The organism is Paenibacillus lentus, from assembly GCF_042714055.1.
Classification (GTDB): Bacteria; Bacillota; Bacilli; order Paenibacillales; family Paenibacillaceae; genus Fontibacillus; species Fontibacillus lentus_A.
This window is the reverse complement of sequence record NZ_JBHGVC010000002.1, coordinates 199,681-220,285: the sequence shown is the minus strand read 5'-3', so window position 1 is coordinate 220,285 and position 20,605 is coordinate 199,681. Positions and strand designations below refer to the sequence as shown.

Sequence of the window (20,605 nt, the reverse complement as noted above, 5' to 3'; positions counted from 1 at the left end):
TTTCGAAGCTGTTTTGCTTCGCAAAACTTTTAGGAGGAAAAATTCATGAGCTTGACTTTCTGCAACGTCCATTTCACGCAGCAGCCCCAAAAGGTCGTCTACGTGTCGGGATCATTAATGAAAAACCTGAAATTGTCAGGAAAAAAGTCCGTTCATCTCAGGCTTGGCCAAGACCGCATTCCTGCTACAGTCAAACCGATTCATAAACCAGGCAACCATCTTTATCTTGCTTCGGGCGTTCGCAAAGGGATCAAAATTCCGAAATCAGGAGCCGTATATCTGCGCAGTCTCCAGGAGGGTGAGGTGCAAATCGGCCCCCTAATCGGGGTATTGTCTGACGGACCTACAAGCTCGATCAACAATCCATTCGGCTCCAGAACAGGATTCATCAAGCAGCTCCTCAAGCTCGGAAGCAAGCAATCCTATATATTTGCTTTTACGCCGCGGGATATTAACTGGGAGCAGGAAACCGTCAACGGCTATTTTCTAAGCGAATCCGGGGGATTCCAGCGCAAAAGAGTTCCTCTGCCCGATGTTGTCTATAACCGTTTGCCGAGCCGGAGAGCGGAGACAACATCATCCATCAACCAGCTGCGTGAACGCTTTATCCGCAAAAAAATACCTTTCTTCAACTGGAGCTTCTTCAACAAGTCGGACATATACAGGCTGCTGGAAAAAGACACCGGAGTCAGCCGCTACGTGCCTGAATCGGTTATGAATCCTACGCCTGAGCAAATCAAGGATTTGCTCGATCGGCATTCGCTCATATACTATAAGCCGAACAGCGGAAGTCTGGGGAATGGCATTTACAGACTATCCCACATTGCGAAGAGCGGTTACTACGCCCGTTACCGTAATGGTGGTAAAAATGCACTGCTGCGGTTCAGCTCCTTCGGCAGCCTGATGCGCACCCTTCAGGCCAGGCATGGGCGCTCGCTTCGCGGCTACGTAGCTCAGCAGGGAATTCGTCTCATCGAGATCGACGGCTGCCCGATCGATTTCCGCTTCCACATGCATAAGAACGGCAGGAACAATTGGGTCGTTGTTGGCATTGGCGCCAAAAAGGCCGGAAAAGGCAGCGTAACGACCCATATCAAAAATGGAGGATCATTGCTGACTCCGGAGCAGGCGCTCGGCCGCGCATTCGGTGCAAGGGCCGATGAAGTGCTTCGGTATGCCAAGAGCGTCGCCATTACGCTTGCCGAAGCCATAGAGTATCACCATCAGCATCTGATTGGAGAAATCGGCTTCGATCTCGGGATAGACAAGGATGAGAAGGTATGGATGTTTGAGGCCAATGCCAAGCCAGGAAGATCTATATTCGCGCACCCTTCTCTAAAAGCGGAAGGCAAAGCATCCGTAGAGCATATATTAGAGCACTGCCTCTATCTCAGTAAATTCCGGAGGAGGGAAGGCTGATGAGCCATCTCTTAACCGACAGAAGGCCTGTTGTCGCCGTGCTTACTGTAGGAGATCCTGTATGCCTGTTCCGTGGAAACAAAGCTAACTTTAAAGATATTATGAAGACGGGCAAAGATCTTGATTTCCCCGTCTATGTCGTTACAACGAGAGATTTAAAGCTGTCCTCCAAGCGAATTCGAGGCTATCAATTCGATACGGATGACAAAGCCTGGTCGAAGCATTGGTTCCCTCTTCCCGATGTGATTTATAATCGGATTCCACATCGGGAGGACGAACGAAAACGAAATGTCCGCCAAAAAATCAATGAATGCATCGAGCATAAATCGATCTATATCTACAATCCTTATTTTTTTAACAAACGCAAATTATTTGAGTGGTTGAAAAGGAACCGCTCCACGCGAGCTCTTGTCCCCGATACTAAAAGACTGCTTGATCCTAAAAAGCTCTCCACCATGCTCCAAACCTATGAGAGACTTTATTTGAAACCCGAAAGCGGCAAGGCTGGTAAAGGGATCATGCTTCTTCAATATGATCCCGAGCATGAGAAGCCCTTCCGTCTAACGATCCAGGGTCAAAAATACAGACATATCGTTTATCGAACGGCCAAGTTAAGCGCACTTTGGAAAAGAATTAAGAAGGAGATGAATAACACCCCTTATATTATGCAGGAAGGAATCCAGCTCACGACGTACCGGGATCGCAATTTCGACCTGCGCGTCCTTGTGCAAAAAACGGGAAAAGGCGCGTGGATGGTTACTGGAGTAGGAGCACGACTGGCCGGCCTAAAAAGAATTACCACTCATGTGCCTCAAGGAGGCAGTATTGAATCTCCTGAAAAGCTGCTTACCCCTTCATTTGGCGGCGAGATGACCACGGTTATTCTTAATCGCCTAAAGTCCAATGCAGTACTTATTGCCAAACAAATCGAAAAAGCCTCCGGGCATATGCTTGGTGAAATGTCGATGGATCTTGGCATTGATATAGAAGGAAATATGTGGTTTTTTGAGGCGAACAGCAAGCCCATGAAATTCGATGAACCACAGATCCGTAAAAAATCGCTCGAACGCATTTTTCAATATAGTCAGCATTTAGTAAACCAACCCAAGAACCCGGTTCACTAAATCGAATGATTTGGAACCAATTATCGTACAAAGAAGGTGAACGTATTGTCGAAACCTGTTCTTGGCATACTGACGCTGTATATGAATGAGAAAAAGCAGCTTGAGGAGCGTCATATTTATCAGAAGATGATTGTCGAAGGCCAAAAAATCGGGTTAGATATTTTTGTGTTTACACCGATGGATGTTTATGATGAGAAGAAAATGATATATTCCCTAAATTATGATCCAAAAACGAAAAGATGGTCGCGAAAATGGCGCAGCTTCCCTCACCTTATTTTTGACCGGTGCCGAATTCAGAAAAGCAAGCGCTTCGAGCAGCTGGTCAAGTTCCGCAGCCGCTACGGCAATCTCACGTTCCTGAATCGTCCGCTGCGCGATAAATGGACGATATATCAGCTTCTATCCCGCAAGCCAAGGTTTAAGCCCCATTTGCCGGAAACCGCTATTTTCCAAAATATGAGCGACGTATATAAAATCATGCGAAGTCATCCTAGTGTTTACATTAAACCGATGCAGGGGACAGGGGGAAGGGGCATTCTCCGTGTAGATCGAATCGGGCCGGAGACCTATTTGCTGCAAGGGAGAAGACTTAATCGGCAAATCATTCCGGCCCAGAAAGTCCATAAGGCAAAGCTAGGCCTGCATCTATTGCGCTGGAAAGCTAAGAAACGCTACCTGGTGCAGCAAGGAATTGAAATTAAGCTCCCTAACGGACGGGTGCATGATTATCGCATGCTCGTTCAGAAGAATGGATCCGGACGCTGGGAGGTCACCGGCTGTGCCGGAAGAGTCGGTCCCCCACGAAGCGTAACCTCCAATTTGCATGGCGGGGGTCATGCCGTATCGATGAGTACTTTATTAAAGCAGTTCGCCCAAAGCGAGGATAAGCGCGCTGAAATCCGCCGAACGGCAGAAAAGCTCAGCCTCGATATTGCCGCAGCACTGGAGGCCAACTATGGGGCACTCTGCGAGCTGGCCCTAGATCTTGCCATCGACCCGGGCGGAAGTGTATATGTTCTGGAAGTGAATCCGAAGCCGGCGCGCGAGGTGTTTATTCAATCCGGCGATTCGGATGCTTATCACACGGCCATCGTGAGGCCGCTTGAATATGCCTTATGGATGTATAAGCAAAGAGCCGCTTCTTCCTGACAGGAAGGAGCGGCTTGGTTTTTTGTATATGTTTTTCACTGAAGGCTTTTATTCGTCAGCTTGCTTCCCTTTTGCTGCTTGATCGTAGAGCGGAATGAGTTCGGCAAAGGAAGAGATCAGTTTATCGGCTCCATTCAGCTCCTGCCCTTGGCCGTACCCGGCATAAGCGCAGCCGATAACGGTCTGTCCGTTCTCTTTGCCCGCTTCCACATCGGAAGAACGATCTCCGATCATCCATGCGCGATTAACGCCATGGTTATCGAGCAGAAGCCTTACTAAGTCGACTTTAGTCGAGGTCTGATGCTCGCCGGCACTGTAGATCCCTTCAAAAAGCGGGAAAATGCCATGCCTTTTCGCTACCTCTTTTACATAATGCTCCAGGCCATTGCTGGCTACAAAGAGACGAACACCACGCTCCTTCAGCTGTTGAAGCGTCTCGGCTACATGGGGATATAACTCAGTAACATATTCCTTTAAACCGATAAGCTCGAATTCCAGCAGCAATTCGTCGGCCCGTCGGTGCACGGTTACATCATGATCCGGCAGTACTCTTTTCCAAATGTCATCCAACAGCATGCCTAAACCGCCAAGAATTCTTTCTTCAGGGGGCGTCTCCCCAGTGTACAATTTCTCTTCCCGCAGCTGGTCGAACAGGCGATGGTACACCGGGATAAGGAGTGTCTCTGTTTTAAAGAGCGTACCGTCCATATCAAAGATCATCGCTTCGGGCTTGGTCAATTGAGTGATTTCCATGTCAGCGTTCCTTCCTGTCGTTGTAATAGCCCCATGATATTCTATAGAGAAGGGCTTGTAAACCCCGTTTAACTATAAGTTTCCTGCTTAGAAAAAAGTCCAGCGCATATCCTATCTGTGGAGAAATGGAGCTAATAATTCAAGCCTTACAAGTAAAGGCTAATATTGCTCAATACAGGAGCTTGTTGATGAACAAATGATTAATAGTAAATGGAAAAAAGGAGCATGAGCAATGACTGATTGTTTTTGCCAGGCTGGATATGATTATGAAGATGACTAATAAAATTGCTGCAATCCTGTTTATCCTCTTTCTGGCCTTGTTTTCTTATTTACCGGAAATCACTGCCGCTTCCGATGACAAGCAGGAAGATGAAGTTCGGGTCTTTCTAAACAAGCTTTACAAGCTGAGATCCAATGTCCTCGTCAACCGCAACTCGAAGCCACTAGAGAGCCTTTATCTCAGCGGCTCCAAGACTAGCAACCACGCTTACCTCCATGAAGAGAATCGAACGAATTACCTTAATGAATGGGCAGCTAAGAGAGCCATCAAGCTGGTCAAGGCCGATAGCGATATTCGCATTGTTCGCCTGAAAATGTCCAATGATACGGCTAAGGTATCGTTGGTACAATCGCTGAAGGTGGATTATACCTATTTGAATAAACGTGTGCCTATTCAGTCGTTCGGTATCGGAACCGAGCATTTTATCACATTAAAAAAGCATAGCGATGAATGGAAAGTCCATAAAGAATGGTATTTGGATCCCCTGGACGAAAATCCAAATAAAATAGCGGCAACGGAGAACGGCCTGGCACCATCAGTCAGCTATGAACAGAAATTAGTGGATGGCAAAAAATATCGCCGTGCCCGCGCCGTAGAATACGCTAATAAATATGCAGGTACAGCCTGGGGTGCAGGTAATAACCATCGGTATAACCGTAAGTATGCCGATTATTCCGGCCGGGGAGGAGATTGTACGAATTTCGCTTCCCAAGTCGTTGGGGATGAGGAGGAAGGCGGAGGATTGCCGAAGACCGGGGCCTGGCGTTATTTCTCCAGGAAGGGGGGAAGCGAAGCCTGGATTCGAACGGATTCCTTCTATAACTTCATCCTTTATTCTGGATACGGAAAGTTGTTGGCCAGAGGCCATTTCCGGGATATCGTTGCTCCGTCGGCCAAGTATCCGGCTGGAGCCCTCTCACAGATTCATCCAGGCGATTTGATCGGTTATATTATTAGCGGCAACGATGTCGATCATTTCTCGGTTGTAGTAGGGTTTGATGAATACGGCTATCCGCTCGTGAATTCCCACTCCGCAGATCGTTACCGGGTTCCCTTCGACCTGGGATGGGATCAGCATACCAAATACTTGCTGGTGCACATTAAGGACTGATGAAGGCTGCGGGATTACCAGCTTGTCAGCATAACTGTCATTTAACGTCATACAATGAACTTGAAGATATTGACGTTTATGCCGGAGGACATATGAAGGTATCCCGCCTATTAAAGCAATCAGCAATTAGGGCCGGGGCGATGTCGATCGTTAAGCTGCTCGGCTTAGTCGGTCGCGTCGTCTTGACCAGACTCGTAGGTGCCGAAGGAATCGGATTGTACCAGATCGCATATTCTTTTTATGGTCTGTTGCTTATGATTTCTGGAGGTTTGCCAACAGCCTTGGCCATTATTACAGCAAAAAAGCCATGGCTCGGCTGGCATTTTTTTAAATGGATATCCCTTTTTCTAGTTGTGCTTGGAGGCTTTTTTAGCATGATCGTCTTCTGGAATTCATCCGTGATATCCAATGCAATGGGGAATCCCGACTTGCAATATGCTTTACGCAGCCTAGCACCGGCTATTTTTGCCGCGCCTCTCCTAGGTTTGTTGAGAGGTTATTTGCAGGGGCTGGAACGATTCAACATTATCGCCTTATCTGAATTAACGGAGCAGGGCAGCCGAATATTATTCATGCTGCTTATTGTCGGACATCTGTTGTCCCATGGGATCCATGTAGCCGTCGGCGGAGGAGTGCTTGCCGCTTTTATCGGTGTACTCGTATCCTTCGCGCTGCTAACGATATATATTTCTGCGGATCAACGAAAGAACCCGATAGCCCCAGTTTCCTTATCCAAGCTGCCTTTTGCCTGGTTATTCAAAGCATCCTTCATTATTTCACTGACTCGGCTGCTGATTCCCGCCTCCGATTTCATTGATGCAATACTCATCCCCGGCAGACTGGTAGCCGCTGGTCATGATACTTCCCAAGCTACTGCGATGTACGGGGTAATTACCGGAATGGCCGCGATTATGGCTTATACTCCAACGCTCGTCACCCAAGCACTTAGTCACACGGTAACGATCCGTCTGGCCAGCTATTGGCAGCGCAAGCTCGTTTTCCAGTTCCATAAGCTGCTCTCTCTATCGCTTAAGGCAGCCTGGCTATGGGGGCTATCGGCGGCTGTATACTTATTCGTTTACGCTCCTGAGCTGTCCGTATTTATTTTCAACACTCCCGAGGCCGCAAAACCCATTCAATATTTAGCCCTACTACCCGTCATTGTCGGTTTTCGGGAATTATCGACGAGCATTTTATGGTCTCAGGACATCAAAAAAATGACCTTCTTCGGCCTATTAACTGGCATAAGCTGTTCAGTTGTTATTCAATATATAGTCATCGCAATTCCTGGCTGGGGTTACATCGGGGCTGCACTTGGAATACTGGCCATGGAAATAATATCCTCCCTTTGGAATTTGTACGCAATGAAAATTCGCATAACCCAGGTGCTCAAGCTGCTCCCGTCCCTCCTTTTTGATGCGATGATATTGATCGGTTCGATGATCCTGGTCAACATATTGTCCAGGCCATGGATTGACGGCCCCAAGAGTATTTTCGGCTTCCTGCTGGAGACCGCCTTATTCTTCTCAGTGGTCGGCGCTTTCCTGTATACCCGCTTCAAAGGGAATTTGTCAACGGGATAGCATCGGCAAGGTTATTCCATATGCGAGCTCTTGTCATAAAGCGATTCCTTCGCTTGCTCGATCTCCTCTTCCGACACCGTGCCGACAATGAATTGTTTACGCGGCATGTTATGCATATCTCGAGCCGTCACATGGGCGATGACATTGTATACTCCATCTTTGTCGAAAGTTCTTTCGATACCATAAACTCCATTTCCCGTATGCGTGCCTTCCAGCATCTCGTGATGCTCGTCCCCGCTATACCATACTTCGAAAATTACGGACTTGGCGTCCGTCACTTCTTCTCCGCCCTGAGTAACCTTGGCTTGGATCGACACGGGCTCCCCCAGCTTTAACTCCTGAGGCTCACTCTGAATTTGCACCTCGATAATTTCCGGAATCTCATTCGCTAGTCCTGCCTGGCTGCTTGTGGATGAGCACCCTGCCAAAATAGCGATCATAAGCACTAGCAAAGCTGCCGCCCATTTCTTCATATTAGACTGAACCCCTTTTCTCTAAAATAAGTTACCAATTCCATGGTCCTTTTACTATTCCCAACCTAATGAATAAAGCATCCGCTAAACTCATTTTTTGGCTCATTAACGAATCTGTCGTACACTTTGCTTCTGCTTCATATTGAAGTTCTCTTGCCTTGCTAAGTGTAGATTCTGCAATGTTGTTCGTCACCTGGGCTTCATTAAAGCAAGGCGGTGACACATAAACATGCAGAGAATGATCCAGAATCATTCGCGTTTGTCCAGATGGGCTAGCATTGATCGGGATAAAGAATAGACTTAATAGAATAAGTGCAACCAATGCCACCGCTATACTTGTCTTTTTTATAGCTACTCCCTCCCTTACTGGCAGTATATCTCATAATTATGAGGCAAAAATGATAAATTAGGGATATTCGCGCCCTTAAATTGTTAACATTTTGTGAATTTGATGAAAACACTGCTGATTTTCGGCGTGCGCTGCAACAAATATCATTGTAACGATTTGATTTCAAATAATAAAGCGAGGATCGACACCGGCATAGCGGCATAATCCTCGCTTTGGAAGCATCCAGGTTTTACGTACTTAGCTAATATTTAAAATGACCAATGGTCTCCTGCAGCTCCATCGCCATCTCCGATAAGACTTGGGCGGAGGATGAGATTTGCTCCATTGCCGCAAGTTGTTCCTCGGAGGAAGCAGCGACCTCTTGCGAAGCGGAGGCATTCCCTGTAGCGATCATCGAAAGTTCGTTCGCCGTCGCTACGATCTGCTGCACACTGGCCGATATTTGCTGTGCTGTTGCGGCAATCTCGGTGATTTGCGGTGTCGTCTCGCGAATCCCTCCCATTGCCTGCTCCAGCCGCTGCATTGTAATCACGGAAATGTTAAGCCCTTCCTCCACCTCTGAAGTCACACGGGTCATCGTCTGCACCGATTGCTCCGCGTCCTGTTGAACTCCCTCAATCAGCGCTGTGATTTGCAACGCCGATTGCTCGGACTGCTCCGCCAGCTTCCGAACCTCGCTGGCAACAACCGCGAAGCCACGACCCTGTTCTCCTGCCCGGGCAGCTTCTATCGCTGCATTCAAAGCAAGTAAATTCGTCTGGCCGGCAATATCCCCGATCAGCTTCGTTATTTCGCCGATTTCGCGGGTACGCTCATGGAGTGAGCGGATCATCCCATTCGACTGCTCGACCGATTGATAAATAGAGCCCATCTGATTGCCTGCCTGCTCGACCGAGCGGCTGCCCTCCTCCGCTTGAGACGAGGACATTTTCGCTAAATCGGCTACCGCGCTTGATCGCTCGGCAATCAGCGCAACTCCTTGGGCAATCTCAGCCAGAGCTGCCGTATTCTGCTCGAGTCCCAATGTTTGTCGCTCGGCTCCGCCAGCAATGTCCTGTACCGCTTGCGCAATATGGTGGCTCGTCTCAGCCGTCTGTTCCGAGCTGGAGGTCAGTTCGCCGGATGAGCGGGCAACCTGCTCTGCGCCATCCCCTACTTTTCCGATCAAATTACGAAGATACTGCTGCATCACTTGAAAGGCCGCGGCCAACTCGCCAATCTCGTCACTGGATGTGACCTGAATTTCCTGAGTCAAATCCCCTTCGCTTACGCTTTGAGCCTGCTCTCTCAGGCTGCGAATCGGCCTGATGATCGATTGAATCATGAAATAGATAAAGACGAATCCAATAAGTAAACAAACGGCTACCGTCAAAATCGTTCTATACAAAATCGGTTTTGCCGCCTGATCGACCTCAGCTAAATAGATCGCTCCCCCGAGCTTCCATCCGGTCAGTTCATTGGTTATGTAGGTTATATATTGTTGTCTGCCTTCAGATACAAAGGTATATTCGCCATACTCCTTTTCATACATATTCTGTTCGGCAGACAACGCTTTCTCCCCTGCGGCATGAATCGGATGAACGATATAGTTTTGATCGTCGTCCAGAAGAATCGCATAGCCTTCCTTACCCACTTTGATCCCTCTGAAAATATCCCTGATATGATCCAGTTTCAAATCGATTCCGACAACTCCAGAGCCATCGGGGGTAGCCATGGACACCGATATCGTAATGTCTTTGATCTCATCAGCAGATACATACGGTCGGCTGACTATGGCCTTTCCAGGCTCTTTGATGGCCTCCTCATACCATGCTCTTGTGCGAGGATCAAAGCCATCTGGCACCTGAGGCTCCGGTACAATCAGAAATTGGCCATCCTTCGTTCCGTAATAAATGAGGCTGGCTTCGGGATTAAGAGCGGTATACTGCTCGAAAGACAATGCTGTATCTTTAAGCTTTCCTCCATCAAGCAAATTTCCATGCAGTTTTTCCGCGAAGATCTGCACATCGTGCACCTTCGACTGGACCAGATCGTTTACAATCGAATCTGCAAGCTGAATAGATACCGTCGCACTCTGTGTAATTTGCTCTCGAATGCCAATTTTGGCGCTTTGAGCGGCCAAAGCACCAATCACTAAAGAAGGGATGATAAGTATGAGGCCAATAGATATAAACAGCTTAACCTTAAAATTTCCGGCAATTTTGTTTATTAACACTCTGATTGTTTCTATTTGACTGCAGCTCCGTTTCCTAGAATTTTTTTGCTGTCTTTACTTATGTACATCACCAGGTACAAAGAGGCCAACCTTCTGATCAAGCTATGTAGAAATGCAGACCATGCCTCCTTTCCATCAGGGGCTATTAGAAAGCTCAAAACAACTGATTCTAGTGTACTAGAACCCAGTCTTATGCCAGCAGCCCCTACGCTAATCGCGAAGGGGCACTGTATTACTGAGATATTATAGATGAACAGAACTAGATAGGCAATGACTACCATAGCTTAAGACCTATTTCAATCTACGGCGGCAGATCTTTATAGCTCTTCTCCATTCGTTGCTATAACTTTCTTATACCACTCGAAGGAATCTTTACGGGAGCGCTTCAGCGTTCCATTCCCATCATCGTCTTGATCCACATAAATGAAGCCATAGCGTTTGGACATTTCGGACGTAGACATACTGATGAGATCAATCGGACCCCAGCTCGTATAGCCCATCAGCTCAACTCCGTCCTTAATCGCCTCTTTCATTTGCACAATATGCTGCCTTAAATAGTTGATTCGGTATGTGTCATGAATCGAACCGTCCTCTTCCACATGATCATAAGCCCCAAGACCGTTCTCCACGATGAATAGCGGCTTCTGATAACGGTCGAACATCGTATTCAGCGCCACTCGAAGTCCAATCGGGTCGATCTGCCAGCCCCACTCGGAGGCTTCCAGGTAAGGATTCTTCACCCCGCCAAACAAATTGCCACTCACACTTTCGTTTTCCGAGGAGTCTGAAACCGTTAGGCTCATGTAGTAGCTGAAGGATATATAATCCACGGTATACCGTTTCAGAATATCATCATCGCCTGGCTCCTTGTGGAGAACAATTTGATTCTCCTCAAAGAAACGATCCATATACTTCGGATATTCTCCACGGGCATGCACGTCGGTGTAGAACAGATTCATCTGGTTCTCCTGCTGTGCCTTGAGTACATCCTCCGGCCTACAGGAATACGGGTAAGTTTCCATCCGAGCCAGCATACAGCCGATTTGTGCTCCAGGAATAATTTCGCGGCAAAGCTTCGTAGCCAGCGCACTCGCCACAAACTGGTGATGCAGCGCCTGATAAATCGTCTGCAGCTTGTTCTCTGCACGATCGATGACAACCCCACCGCCAGTGAACGGACTGACTGGCATCATGTTGATTTCATTAAAGGTCAGCCAATATTTCACTTTATCCTTATAGCGTCTAAACACCGTCTCCGCATATTTCGTGAAGCAGCCGATCACTTCACGGCCTGCCCAGCCATTATATTTCTGCGTTAGACCAAGCGGAGTCTCATAATGAGCCAACGTGACTAACGGCTGTATGCCATATTTATGCAGTTCGTCAAAGACATTATCGTAGAACTGCAGCCCCGCTTCATTCGGCTCGGCGTCATCGCCGTTCGGAAAAATACGCGCCCAGTTGATGGAAATTCGGAAAATTTTGAAGCCCATTTCCGCAAACAAAGCGATATCTTCCTTGTAGCGATGGTAGAAATCAATGCCGTCCCGCTTCGGAAAACGCGCATCGACCTTTCCCGCAAGAACGCGCTCGATTTGCTCCGACGTAATTTCGATCGCATGGCCGCCAGTGCGCTGCTCCTTAGGTACAAAAGCAACCATATCCGCGCTGGACAAGCCTTTGCCATCTATATTATAAGCCCCTTCAATCTGATTGGCCGCCGTAGCACCACCCCATAGAAAATCGTCTGGAAAACCCTTCATATTTTTAGCCATCATAATCCTCCTACGTAAAGTGATAAATTTAAATTACAACTGTCAATAAATAGTCGTTATGCTTTACTTCCGCACTGTCCGTCTTTAGCACGTCCAGGTAACTAGCCGAGTTCGTAACGATGATCGGAGTCGCCGTGACGAAGCCGGCGGCCCTAATCTGCTCCACATCAAAATTAAGCAGCAGATCCCCTTGCTTGACGAGGTCGCCTTCCTTCACCTGTTTGTCGAAAAACTGTCCTTTTAGCTTAACCGTATTTACCCCCACATGAATAAGCAATTCAGTTCCTTCATCGGACGTAATGCCGATTGCATGACCGGTTGGAAATACAGTTGTCACAGTTCCTTTGACAGGCGATGTCAGCCTTCCCACTGACGGTTCGATCACGATTCCTTTTCCCATGGCTCCAGATGCGAACGCCTCGTCAGGCAGTTGTTCCAGGGGCATGATCTTGCCCTCTAGCGGGCTAACGATAATCTCCTTCTCTACCAGGCTTCCCGCTGTGGCCGTGGCTGCTGCTGCGTTCCCGGAGGCAGGATCGCTCGGAGCGTTGACGTTCGCCTCAGCTTCATCTTTAAATCCAAGGGTCATTACGAGCAAGGCTGCGAGGACAAAAGATACAGCCATCCCAAGGATCGTTGCACCAAAGCCCGGGCCGATAAACGTAGGGATAGTAAGCAGGCTCGGTACAGAGAATTCATAGCCGGCTCCGCCGCCGACCCCGATAATCGCACTGCCGACCGCACCAGAAATACAAGCATATATAAATGGTTTTTTAAATTTCAAGGTAATCCCGTAAATCAATGGCTCAGTAATACCGAACACGCCGGCAATTGTAGAGGAGCCCGCCAGAGCTTTCGTTTGCTTGTTTCTTGTTTTTAACAACACGCCAAGGCCGGCCCCCGCCTGTGCAAGCACGGCTGCAGCCACCATGGGCAGCATCGTATCATAGCCTAACGTTGTCACATTATTCAGCATGATCGGCACTAGTCCCCAATGTACGCCGAAGATAACGAATACCTGCCAGAACGCTCCGACGATGACGCCCGCGATGATCGGACTCAAATTATAAGCCCATGTATAAACGGAAGCCAGGGCTTGGCTAATCGTGTTGCCGATAGGGCCGAAAACCAGGAAGGTTAGCGGCACTATAATGACTAGCGCCAGCATTGGAACGAGTATATTTCTGACCGATTCATGGATGACCGAGCGCAGCAGCTTCTCTACATATGATTGAATCCAGACGGCCAATATAATCGGAATTACACTCGACGCATAACTCATCAGTGTGACCGGAATTCCTAAAAATGAAATTTGCGCCCCCTCGGTAAACGCGGTGATCATCGTCGGGTAGACCAGGGCACCGGCGATAGCGACGGCCACGAACGGATTGGCTTTAAATTTGCGTGCCGAAGTAAAGCCCAGCAGAATCGGCAGGAAATAGAACGTACTGTCTGCAGCAGCATTCAAAATCATATAGGTTCCGGTAGTAATATCCAACCAGCCCAGCTTAACGAACAGCGCTAGTAATCCTTTCAGTAACCCGGCACCGGCAAATGCTCCAAGAAGCGGCGAGAAGATACCCGAAATCAGGTCAATGGCCTTACCGAGAATCTTGCCGCTTGTCCCCCCTTCGTCCTTGCCATTCTTATCGGCATCCTCAAGAGCGGTTTCCTTTATGATCTTCGCATATACTTGGTCTACATTGTTACCAATAACAACTTGAAACTGACCAGCGCTCTCGACAACCGTAATAACACCCGGCGTTTTTTCCAAAGCGGCCTTATTTGCCTTGGACTGATCCTTTAACTTGAATCTCAGCCTGGTAGCACAGTGTACAAGGGAAATTATGTTCGATTCCCCACCAACGTAATTAATGATTTGTTTGGACAAATCCTGATTACTCATGGTCAAAACCCCTCTACTTGGTTGATGTGAACTTTAGCAATAGGTATAGTAAGATGCGCTAGCATTTCACCCTACTTCACCTAGTAAAAAGAAAAACCTGAACTCAGGGCAAAACCAACGTCAAAAGCACGTTCATTTTGCCATCAGTTCAGGTTTTGCCTGCATGACCAGTAACACCCTGTAACGATGGATCATTATCTTATTCTATTCTTCAAAGCTGTTGCGTTCCGTCACTCGCTGAATGTGAATCGTCAGGTACACATATTCGTCTTTGCTTAAGGACTGCCCATAAGTGTTCTGCAAATAATCATTAATCTTGCCCGCACATTCAAATGCCTTGGTATACGTTTTCTTGACCTGGTTATACAAAAAATCCTCCCCGCTATTATGGCTTTCCTTCCGCAGTACCCGCATGGCGAAATACTGCAAATGCGTTAGGAACCTCGAGTAATTCAGCGACGTTTCATCGAGAACGAGATTGTAGTGATAAGTCACGATATTGAGGATATTCTGGACGATTTCGGTCATTTTCATCGTAGATTTCATTTCAGTGCCGTCCATGCGGGCATTTACAAGGTGAAGAGCGATAAAGCCTGCTTCATCCTCCCCAAGAGCATGTCCCGTGCTTCGCTCAATAATTTGAAGCACATCCAATCCAATCTGAAACTCCTTCTTATAAAAACGCTGGATTTCGAAGAGCATGGCGTTCTTGATGCCTAATCCCTTCTCATGCCGCTGAATTGCGAAATGAATATGATCCGTCAAGGTCAAGTAAATATTGTCGCTGAGCGTCGTTTTCAGCACCTCATTTGCATGGGTTACAATTTCATTTACCAGTTCAAGATGAGATTCCGGGATATCATTGAGCAGTTCTGTAAGCTTTGCGGTCAGCTCATTGGTGCTCATCATGAATATTTTGTCGACTTTCTCCTGATCGACGGCATCCCCCGCCACTTTGTTAAAAGAAATGCCCCTTCCCATCACAATGATCTCTTTGCCTTTTGCGTTCTTGGTTAGAAGAACATTGTTGTTCAGGATCTTCTCAATGATCATTCGTGGCTCGCCTCCAGGTTAAATATAGAAATAAAAAATGCCCAAGTTAATCAATATCATTCAAGTGAATGAAATACAATTAACTTAGGCATTGCCCGCTTTACCGGTCACAATCCTTATATGTTTCCTATTCTAGCATAAAAAAAAGCGATTACAAGCCCTTTTTTATTTTGATAGTTAGCAAGCATCAACACAAAATACAAGGCTGCTCTTTATCCCATATGCTGAAGCTCTACGATCGTGTAATTATTTTCTGTAGAAATCCGAAAAGCCCAGTTCATCTCTTTTGCTCTTTCCTGCAGGATGAGGAGGCCGTAGCTGTCTTTCAATTGATAAGGATCCTCCTTAAAGCCTATGCCATTATCCTTGATTACCACGATCCAGCCCGAATGGCTGGCGAGCCGTTCGCCCTTGATCCATCCCCTCGTGGCCTGAGCGTGCTTCTGGATGTTGACGACCGCTTCCCGTATGCTGGCTAGAAGCTCCACCTTTTCTTTCGGGCTTAACAGCTCATCGGGTATGCTCCACTCCACTTCAATCGGAACGAGAACCTCCTCGGCAATTTGCTTCACCTTTTTATCCAACGTTTCCCTCTGGGGTACCATTGTCTCCGATGCAGCGGCATACCTTAAATTTGCTATCGCCTGACGAGCGTAACGGTTCACCTCATGCACTGTTTTGCGAATTTGGAAAATATCCTGATCATACTTTGCCTGATCTGACGTAAATTCCAAGCGATCCACCTTAACGGATAATAAAAACACGGATTGAGCGATGCCGTCATGCAATTCTTTGGCCAAATGCTCCCTTGCCTCCAGCGCCACTTTGGCGGCCCGTTCCGCTTGAAGCTCCTGCTGGATTTTCTCCAGCATCTGAAACAGCCTGTTGAGCAGTGTCACACTTACAAGGTATACCAGAACCGGCGTCAGCCAGTTGCCTAAATCCATCGAGATATAAGGAAGCAGAAACTGATGCCGGACATATTCCCATATTCCAACAGTGATCGTCGGGATGAACAAAATCATCCATTTGATTTGTTTATAACTCACGGAAGATACCTCTCTCGCTTTGCACAATTGAAATTATTGAAAAGCCCGCAGCAGATAATCAAAGCATGGCTTTAATCATCTGCTGCGGCTTGAATGTAGCTTTGAAGCTGTTCGCTGCTCGTAATTTCGCCGACGACGGATTGATGCAGGTTGCCTTTTTTATCGATAATGTAAGTGACTGGAAGACCCACAATTCCGTATAATCGGGACACTTTGCCCGTAACGTCAATCATGACCGGAAATTCAAACTGATGCGCGGATAAAAATTCATTCACGGTTCCTTTCGATTCCCCTGCATTGACAAATAAGGTAGCCACATCCGATTGATTCGATTGAAACACCTCATTAATGAGGGGCATCTCCTTCACGCAGGGCTCACACCAGGAGGCCCAAAAATTAAGCACGACCACTTTTCCCTTGTAATCGGATAAGGAGACCTGGTCGCCGTGCGTATTCGTCACTTCAAAGTTCGGGGCAGCTTCGCCGATCGCGAGTCTTGCCTTCTGCTGCTTGTCATCATCTTGATTGGACGAATAGATAATCCATACGATGGCCCCTACAGCAAACAAACCTAATAATAGCGTTAGTACGGAGCTTATCCGCAGCCCCTTTTTTTCCGGTTTACTCATTTGAATTCACCTGTTGTAGAGGCTATCCCCAAGCTTTGCCGAAACGCCGCGTGAAGCGGGTAAGCACCGTACTGCTGGCGAAAATGCTCTACCGTCCCTTCTCCATAATTGCGGCCGTTATTCAAAAAAACCACGTAATCGGCAACCTCCTCGGCAATATCCAGCTGGTGCGTGGAAAAAAGCACCGTATGGCCTTCGCGCCGAATATTTTGCAATAAGCGAACAAATTCATTCATCCAGTATGGATCAAGCCCATTCGTCGGCTCATCCATAATTAACAATGGCGGTTTGCCCAGCATCGCTTGGGCGAATAATATACGCTGCCGCATTCCTTTGGAAAAGGTGTGCACCTGCTTATTCCGCTTGTCCTCCAAGCCTACGATCTCAAGTACTTCGTCTACTCGGCTCAGAGGAACCCGGCGCAATGCGGCCCAGAAGGACAAGGCCTCAGCGGCCGTCAGGCCATGCGAAAAACGAAAATCATCCGGCATATATCCGATTTGCTGCGAGAATGGCTTTCTGTCTTTTTTCCACTGCAGCCCGCCTACGGTAATCTTCCCGGCCGTTGGCTGCATGATTCCGGCGATCATGCGCAGAACCGTGCTTTTTCCTGCTCCGTTTCCGCCGCACAGGCCAACGATGCTGCCCGCCCCGATATTCAAATTGATATTCTCCACGAGCTTCTGCTTTTTAATCACTTTATCAACGCCAACGACCTGTACAAATGGATCAGCCACGAGATCGTCCCCTTTCCCAAATCCAATATACCCCTGTAATGGAGATACCGACCCATGCCAAGCATACTACAAAAAACAGCAGGCTGCCGCCAGGCTGTTGGATCCAGGTTACCCACTCATAATACTCCGGCCCGAGCACAGAGCCCCCGCCGAGCTTAATAACGACAAACAAGCGCACCAGCTCCGCCGGATTCAGGAATGTCAAGGCGATCAGCACCGGTTTAATCCATAAATAAGGCAGCAGACCAAGTACAGAGATAAGTATCGTCGTCCAGCCGATCACCGCAAAAAACCAAATCATCACGGAGAACGTCAATGCCTGCCAACGGTTTTTGGATAGAGAACCGACAAACAAAGCGACAGCCAAAAACAACAGCACTAAACCGCAGGAGAATGCAAGAAATAGCAAGTAAGCACTAAGCTCAAACGCTGTTCCCGTCAAGACTGAAATTAAGCCCATCAAGCCGTAGCCAAAGGAGACAATGGTCAATAAAACAACAGACAATCCTACATATTTACCAATGATAAAAGACATCGTGCCGAGCGGATACGTCGCTAACAGCTGCCAGCTTCCCTCCTCCTTCTCCCCCGTCAGGGAAAAGGAGCCGAGAAACAATGTCATTAGCGGCAGCAAATATAGTATCAGGCTTAGCATTGAGCCGGTTATTGCGGAATACCCGCTGACGACGTTCTGTGAGTTTACGAGCAGCAGGCTTATACTGAATACTGAAAACAGAATGAGAAAAGAATAGGCCCACGGATTGCGGAGCCCTATTTTGATTTCTCTTTTTGCGACTTGAAGCGTATCCGTCATCTTTATATCCTCGTCTTCTATTGCTGACTGCTATCGTCATGGGCATCGTCATGCTCATGTCCATGCTCGTCGCTAGGTTCGTTCTCGTGATGATCGTCACCATGAGCCCCATGCTCTCCGTGATCATGGCCATCACCATGCATCATATTTTGACTTTGCTGCCAAGCGTGATTCGCCAACTCATCTGCACTAAGGATTTGCCCCACACCCTGTTCCTCTACAAAAGCCTCGGCGGATGATTTATCTTTAAAGCTAACCATGCCATAGGCCATCGGCGTGCGGATCGAAGCGTCGTAGACATAAGTTGCCTTGCTAACCTCAATCCATCCCTTGTCGTTATAGTCGCGGACATAGTCCTTGCCGATATCATCCGTACCGTTCTCCTTCTTCCAAACGTACATGCAGCCAAGATCGTCGAATTTCAGGCTTTTGCCGTCCTTCGTCACGATTTGCGTGGCAAAGGCGTCATCCTTTACCTGCATATTGCATACAACGCAGACATCTACATCTTCATTAATGGCCTGTGCCGCGTATTTATCCCCACCACAGCCTGCCAGTAATGTGAATGTAAGTACAAGAATCAATGCTAATGACCATTTTTTCATGATTTGGATACCCCCGAATAAAGTATAGTTATGATTGCTGTAGCAAGCAGCATCGATGCAATGATCAAAATAAACGTTTGATCGGAAATGACCGGTTTAGCCTCCGTATCGCCGGATAGCAATGGCAGCATGGCCGAGACCGCATTCAGCTTCATCTGCGGTGCACTGTCCGTCGCCCAGCGCTCCTGGCGATCCGTATACATATCGCTCAGAAACGTCATGCCCGGCGACTGAAAAAATAGCTGAAAAGCCGGAGTCTTCGCAACTAGCTCTTGATAGAAAGGATTTATCGCATACGGAATTTCACTGATCCCGTCATGATTCATATCCAAGCCTTGCGCTGAATCCCAATAGTTTCCCATCATTTCATTGTTTCTGCTGTCGGTCGCTTCAGCCTCGATCACATTGGCCACGAAATCATTGGCCTCGATTTTGTTGCCTTCGGCCTGCTTGAATTGAATGCCGATGAAATTTCTGAGGATCGAATTTCCGGTCAATTGATTATCCTTCGACAATTCAACATATAGACCTACTCTGTTGCCTTCGAGGACATTTCCCTCAATGATCGAATTTTGCACATCGAATAATAGAATGCCTTGCGAGTTCACATTCTGGCTTTGCTTCATAAATGAATTGTTAAACACCTGTACGTCTCTTACACCCATAATCATGGCGCCCGTAACATTGAACTCGCCGCGATTGCTATGGATTCGCGTGTCCTCTACATACATGCAGTGAATGCCGTATCGCGAGCCGTACAACCGATTATTCTCTACATTCTGCCCATTGCTGTTCTCTAAGTAAATGCCATCCCGCATGCCGGCGATCGTATTTTGCTCGATTCGATTCTGATGCGAATTGTACAGGTCGATGCCGTTCCCCTTCTGACTCAGCTTCGTGTCTTGATTACTCGCTGCACGCAGCCATGAGATTTCGTTGTTCTGAATGAGAGCATAATCTGCGTCACGCAGCAAAATGCCGAAGCCGGCGGTTTTGATTCTCAACTCCTCGAGAACGGTGTGATCCGCATGAACGGCGACGGCCGCCAATTCTTCGCCTGCCGTATTCTGTAAAATATTCACTCCCCGCAGGACTACGCCCGATGCCTCAATCCGGATGGCTGACCCTGCAGTCTCATTGAGCAGGATCGCTGTTCCGCCGCCTTCGATCGTCAGCTTCTTGCGAATAGCGACAGGGCCTGCATACTTCTCTTCAGTCAGTATGAGCGTATCTCCCGGCTCCGCCTCATCCACCAATTGCTGAAGGGACGGAAGGCGCGAGGAAGATGCTCTATCCTCTTCTGCCGCAGATTCTGCGAAAATAGGAGAAGCAGCACCTGCTAATGCTAGATTCAGCAGTAATCCCCCGATAAGGACAAGAAATACTACAACTCCTTTGCTTCTCATAAACTTATTTCTAATGCCCCCTTTTGTATCGCTTAGCGCCAGACGAACTCTTTAAGAAAAATGATAAGCTATAACATTTCTCACTAACATAGCCCATTGGAGTCCCTTTTATCGAATTCTGGCGTTATTTTATGTCATTTCTATGACATTCTCTTTTACATGTATCAAGACTACA

The 20,605-nt window shown here is 47.7% G+C and carries 17 protein-coding genes; 5 read left to right on the top strand and 12 right to left on the bottom strand.

The window, feature by feature from the left end; translation table 11 throughout:
* Positions 1-45 precede the first annotated feature (45 nt).
* The 3 genes from ACE3MQ_RS04605 to ACE3MQ_RS04595 are packed head-to-tail and all read left to right on the top strand — an operon-like array spanning position 46 to position 3,692.
* Positions 46-1,419: a YheC/YheD family endospore coat-associated protein gene (locus ACE3MQ_RS04605; protein ID WP_379391113.1), complete on the top strand. Its 1,374-nt coding sequence runs from the start codon at positions 46-48 to the stop codon at positions 1,417-1,419.
* Positions 1,419-2,543 carry a YheC/YheD family endospore coat-associated protein gene (locus ACE3MQ_RS04600; RefSeq protein ID WP_379391111.1) on the top strand — a complete coding sequence of 375 codons (1,125 nt, stop codon included), beginning with the start codon at positions 1,419-1,421 and terminating at the stop codon, positions 2,541-2,543. The genes ACE3MQ_RS04605 and ACE3MQ_RS04600 overlap by 1 nt, the downstream gene beginning before the upstream one ends.
* A gap of 45 nt (positions 2,544-2,588) precedes the next feature.
* Entirely contained in the window at positions 2,589-3,692 is a 1,104-nt protein-coding gene (locus ACE3MQ_RS04595; protein ID WP_379391109.1) for a YheC/YheD family endospore coat-associated protein, read from the top strand.
* A 48-nt stretch (positions 3,693-3,740) separates the two neighbouring features.
* On the opposite strand, the gene ACE3MQ_RS04590 is transcribed toward ACE3MQ_RS04595, so the two are convergent.
* Complete coding sequence (locus ACE3MQ_RS04590; RefSeq protein ID WP_379391107.1) at positions 3,741-4,445, bottom strand: HAD family hydrolase; 705 nt, start codon at positions 4,443-4,445, stop codon at positions 3,741-3,743.
* A 266-nt stretch (positions 4,446-4,711) separates the two neighbouring features.
* Between ACE3MQ_RS04590 and ACE3MQ_RS04585 the strand changes: the two genes are divergently transcribed.
* Together ACE3MQ_RS04585 and ACE3MQ_RS04580 are read left to right on the top strand one after the other, a co-directional pair.
* Positions 4,712-5,836, top strand: a complete 1,125-nt coding sequence (locus tag ACE3MQ_RS04585; protein WP_379391105.1) for an amidase domain-containing protein — start codon at positions 4,712-4,714, stop codon at positions 5,834-5,836.
* A gap of 92 nt (positions 5,837-5,928) precedes the next feature.
* Positions 5,929-7,419, top strand: a complete 1,491-nt coding sequence (locus tag ACE3MQ_RS04580) for an oligosaccharide flippase family protein (RefSeq protein ID WP_379391103.1) — start codon at positions 5,929-5,931, stop codon at positions 7,417-7,419.
* Between the two features lie 11 nt (positions 7,420-7,430).
* Here ACE3MQ_RS04580 and ACE3MQ_RS04575 read toward each other — a convergent pair whose 3' ends face one another.
* The 11 genes from ACE3MQ_RS04575 to ACE3MQ_RS04525 form a co-directional block, all read right to left on the bottom strand.
* Complete coding sequence (locus ACE3MQ_RS04575; protein ID WP_379391101.1) at positions 7,431-7,892, bottom strand: FixH family protein; 462 nt, start codon at positions 7,890-7,892, stop codon at positions 7,431-7,433.
* A gap of 590 nt (positions 7,893-8,482) precedes the next feature.
* Positions 8,483-10,456, bottom strand: coding sequence for a methyl-accepting chemotaxis protein (locus ACE3MQ_RS04570; RefSeq protein ID WP_379391099.1), 1,974 nt, complete (start codon positions 10,454-10,456; stop codon positions 8,483-8,485).
* Between the two features lie 317 nt (positions 10,457-10,773).
* Positions 10,774-12,231, bottom strand: a complete 1,458-nt coding sequence (locus tag ACE3MQ_RS04565) for a glycoside hydrolase family 1 protein (RefSeq protein WP_379391097.1) — start codon at positions 12,229-12,231, stop codon at positions 10,774-10,776.
* Positions 12,232-12,259: 28 nt separating this feature from the next.
* Positions 12,260-14,137 (bottom strand): beta-glucoside-specific PTS transporter subunit IIABC, encoded by a 1,878-nt coding sequence (locus tag ACE3MQ_RS04560; RefSeq protein ID WP_379391095.1) that lies wholly within the window; start codon positions 14,135-14,137, stop codon positions 12,260-12,262.
* Between the two features lie 204 nt (positions 14,138-14,341).
* Positions 14,342-15,190: a BglG family transcription antiterminator LicT gene (gene licT / locus ACE3MQ_RS04555; protein WP_379391093.1), complete on the bottom strand. Its 849-nt coding sequence runs from the start codon at positions 15,188-15,190 to the stop codon at positions 14,342-14,344.
* A 212-nt stretch (positions 15,191-15,402) separates the two neighbouring features.
* The gene (locus tag ACE3MQ_RS04550) at positions 15,403-16,239 is read right to left on the bottom strand and encodes a sensor histidine kinase (RefSeq protein ID WP_379391091.1); all 837 of its coding nucleotides are present in this window, start codon (positions 16,237-16,239) and stop codon (positions 15,403-15,405) included.
* A 71-nt stretch (positions 16,240-16,310) separates the two neighbouring features.
* A complete protein-coding gene (locus ACE3MQ_RS04545; protein ID WP_379391089.1) occupies positions 16,311-16,868 on the bottom strand; it encodes a redoxin domain-containing protein in 558 nt (185 codons plus the stop codon).
* A complete protein-coding gene (locus ACE3MQ_RS04540; RefSeq protein WP_379391087.1) occupies positions 16,865-17,605 on the bottom strand; it encodes an ABC transporter ATP-binding protein in 741 nt (246 codons plus the stop codon). The genes ACE3MQ_RS04545 and ACE3MQ_RS04540 overlap by 4 nt, the downstream gene beginning before the upstream one ends.
* Complete coding sequence (locus tag ACE3MQ_RS04535; protein ID WP_379391085.1) at positions 17,598-18,419, bottom strand: ABC transporter permease; 822 nt, start codon at positions 18,417-18,419, stop codon at positions 17,598-17,600. Before ACE3MQ_RS04535 ends, ACE3MQ_RS04540 begins: the two co-directional genes overlap by 8 nt.
* Before the next feature lie 17 nt (positions 18,420-18,436).
* A complete protein-coding gene (locus ACE3MQ_RS04530) occupies positions 18,437-19,024 on the bottom strand; it encodes a nitrous oxide reductase accessory protein NosL (protein WP_379391083.1) in 588 nt (195 codons plus the stop codon).
* Positions 19,021-20,430: a right-handed parallel beta-helix repeat-containing protein gene (locus ACE3MQ_RS04525; protein WP_379391081.1), complete on the bottom strand. Its 1,410-nt coding sequence runs from the start codon at positions 20,428-20,430 to the stop codon at positions 19,021-19,023. The genes ACE3MQ_RS04530 and ACE3MQ_RS04525 overlap by 4 nt, the downstream gene beginning before the upstream one ends.
* Positions 20,431-20,605: the final 175 nt, after the last annotated feature.

What these genes read in the sequence shown, in the direction of transcription:
- ACE3MQ_RS04605 (WP_379391113.1), top strand. Translation starts at nt 46, where the DNA reads ATGAGCTTGACTTTCTGCAACGTCCATTTCACGCAGCAGCCCCAAAAG.
- ACE3MQ_RS04600 (WP_379391111.1), top strand. Translation starts at nt 1,419, where the DNA reads ATGAGCCATCTCTTAACCGACAGAAGGCCTGTTGTCGCCGTGCTTACT.
- ACE3MQ_RS04590 (WP_379391107.1), bottom strand. Translation starts at nt 4,445, where the DNA reads ATGGAAATCACTCAATTGACCAAGCCCGAAGCGATGATCTTTGATATG.
- ACE3MQ_RS04585 (WP_379391105.1), top strand. Translation starts at nt 4,712, where the DNA reads ATGAAGATGACTAATAAAATTGCTGCAATCCTGTTTATCCTCTTTCTG.
- ACE3MQ_RS04580 (WP_379391103.1), top strand. Translation starts at nt 5,929, where the DNA reads ATGAAGGTATCCCGCCTATTAAAGCAATCAGCAATTAGGGCCGGGGCG.
- ACE3MQ_RS04575 (WP_379391101.1), bottom strand. Translation starts at nt 7,892, where the DNA reads ATGAAGAAATGGGCGGCAGCTTTGCTAGTGCTTATGATCGCTATTTTG.
- ACE3MQ_RS04565 (WP_379391097.1), bottom strand. Translation starts at nt 12,231, where the DNA reads ATGGCTAAAAATATGAAGGGTTTTCCAGACGATTTTCTATGGGGTGGT.
- ACE3MQ_RS04560 (WP_379391095.1), bottom strand. Translation starts at nt 14,137, where the DNA reads ATGAGTAATCAGGATTTGTCCAAACAAATCATTAATTACGTTGGTGGG.
- licT (WP_379391093.1), bottom strand. Translation starts at nt 15,190, where the DNA reads ATGATCATTGAGAAGATCCTGAACAACAATGTTCTTCTAACCAAGAAC.
- ACE3MQ_RS04545 (WP_379391089.1), bottom strand. Translation starts at nt 16,868, where the DNA reads ATGAGTAAACCGGAAAAAAAGGGGCTGCGGATAAGCTCCGTACTAACG.
- ACE3MQ_RS04535 (WP_379391085.1), bottom strand. Translation starts at nt 18,419, where the DNA reads ATGACGGATACGCTTCAAGTCGCAAAAAGAGAAATCAAAATAGGGCTC.
- ACE3MQ_RS04530 (WP_379391083.1), bottom strand. Translation starts at nt 19,024, where the DNA reads ATGAAAAAATGGTCATTAGCATTGATTCTTGTACTTACATTCACATTA.
- ACE3MQ_RS04525 (WP_379391081.1), bottom strand. Translation starts at nt 20,430, where the DNA reads ATGAGAAGCAAAGGAGTTGTAGTATTTCTTGTCCTTATCGGGGGATTA.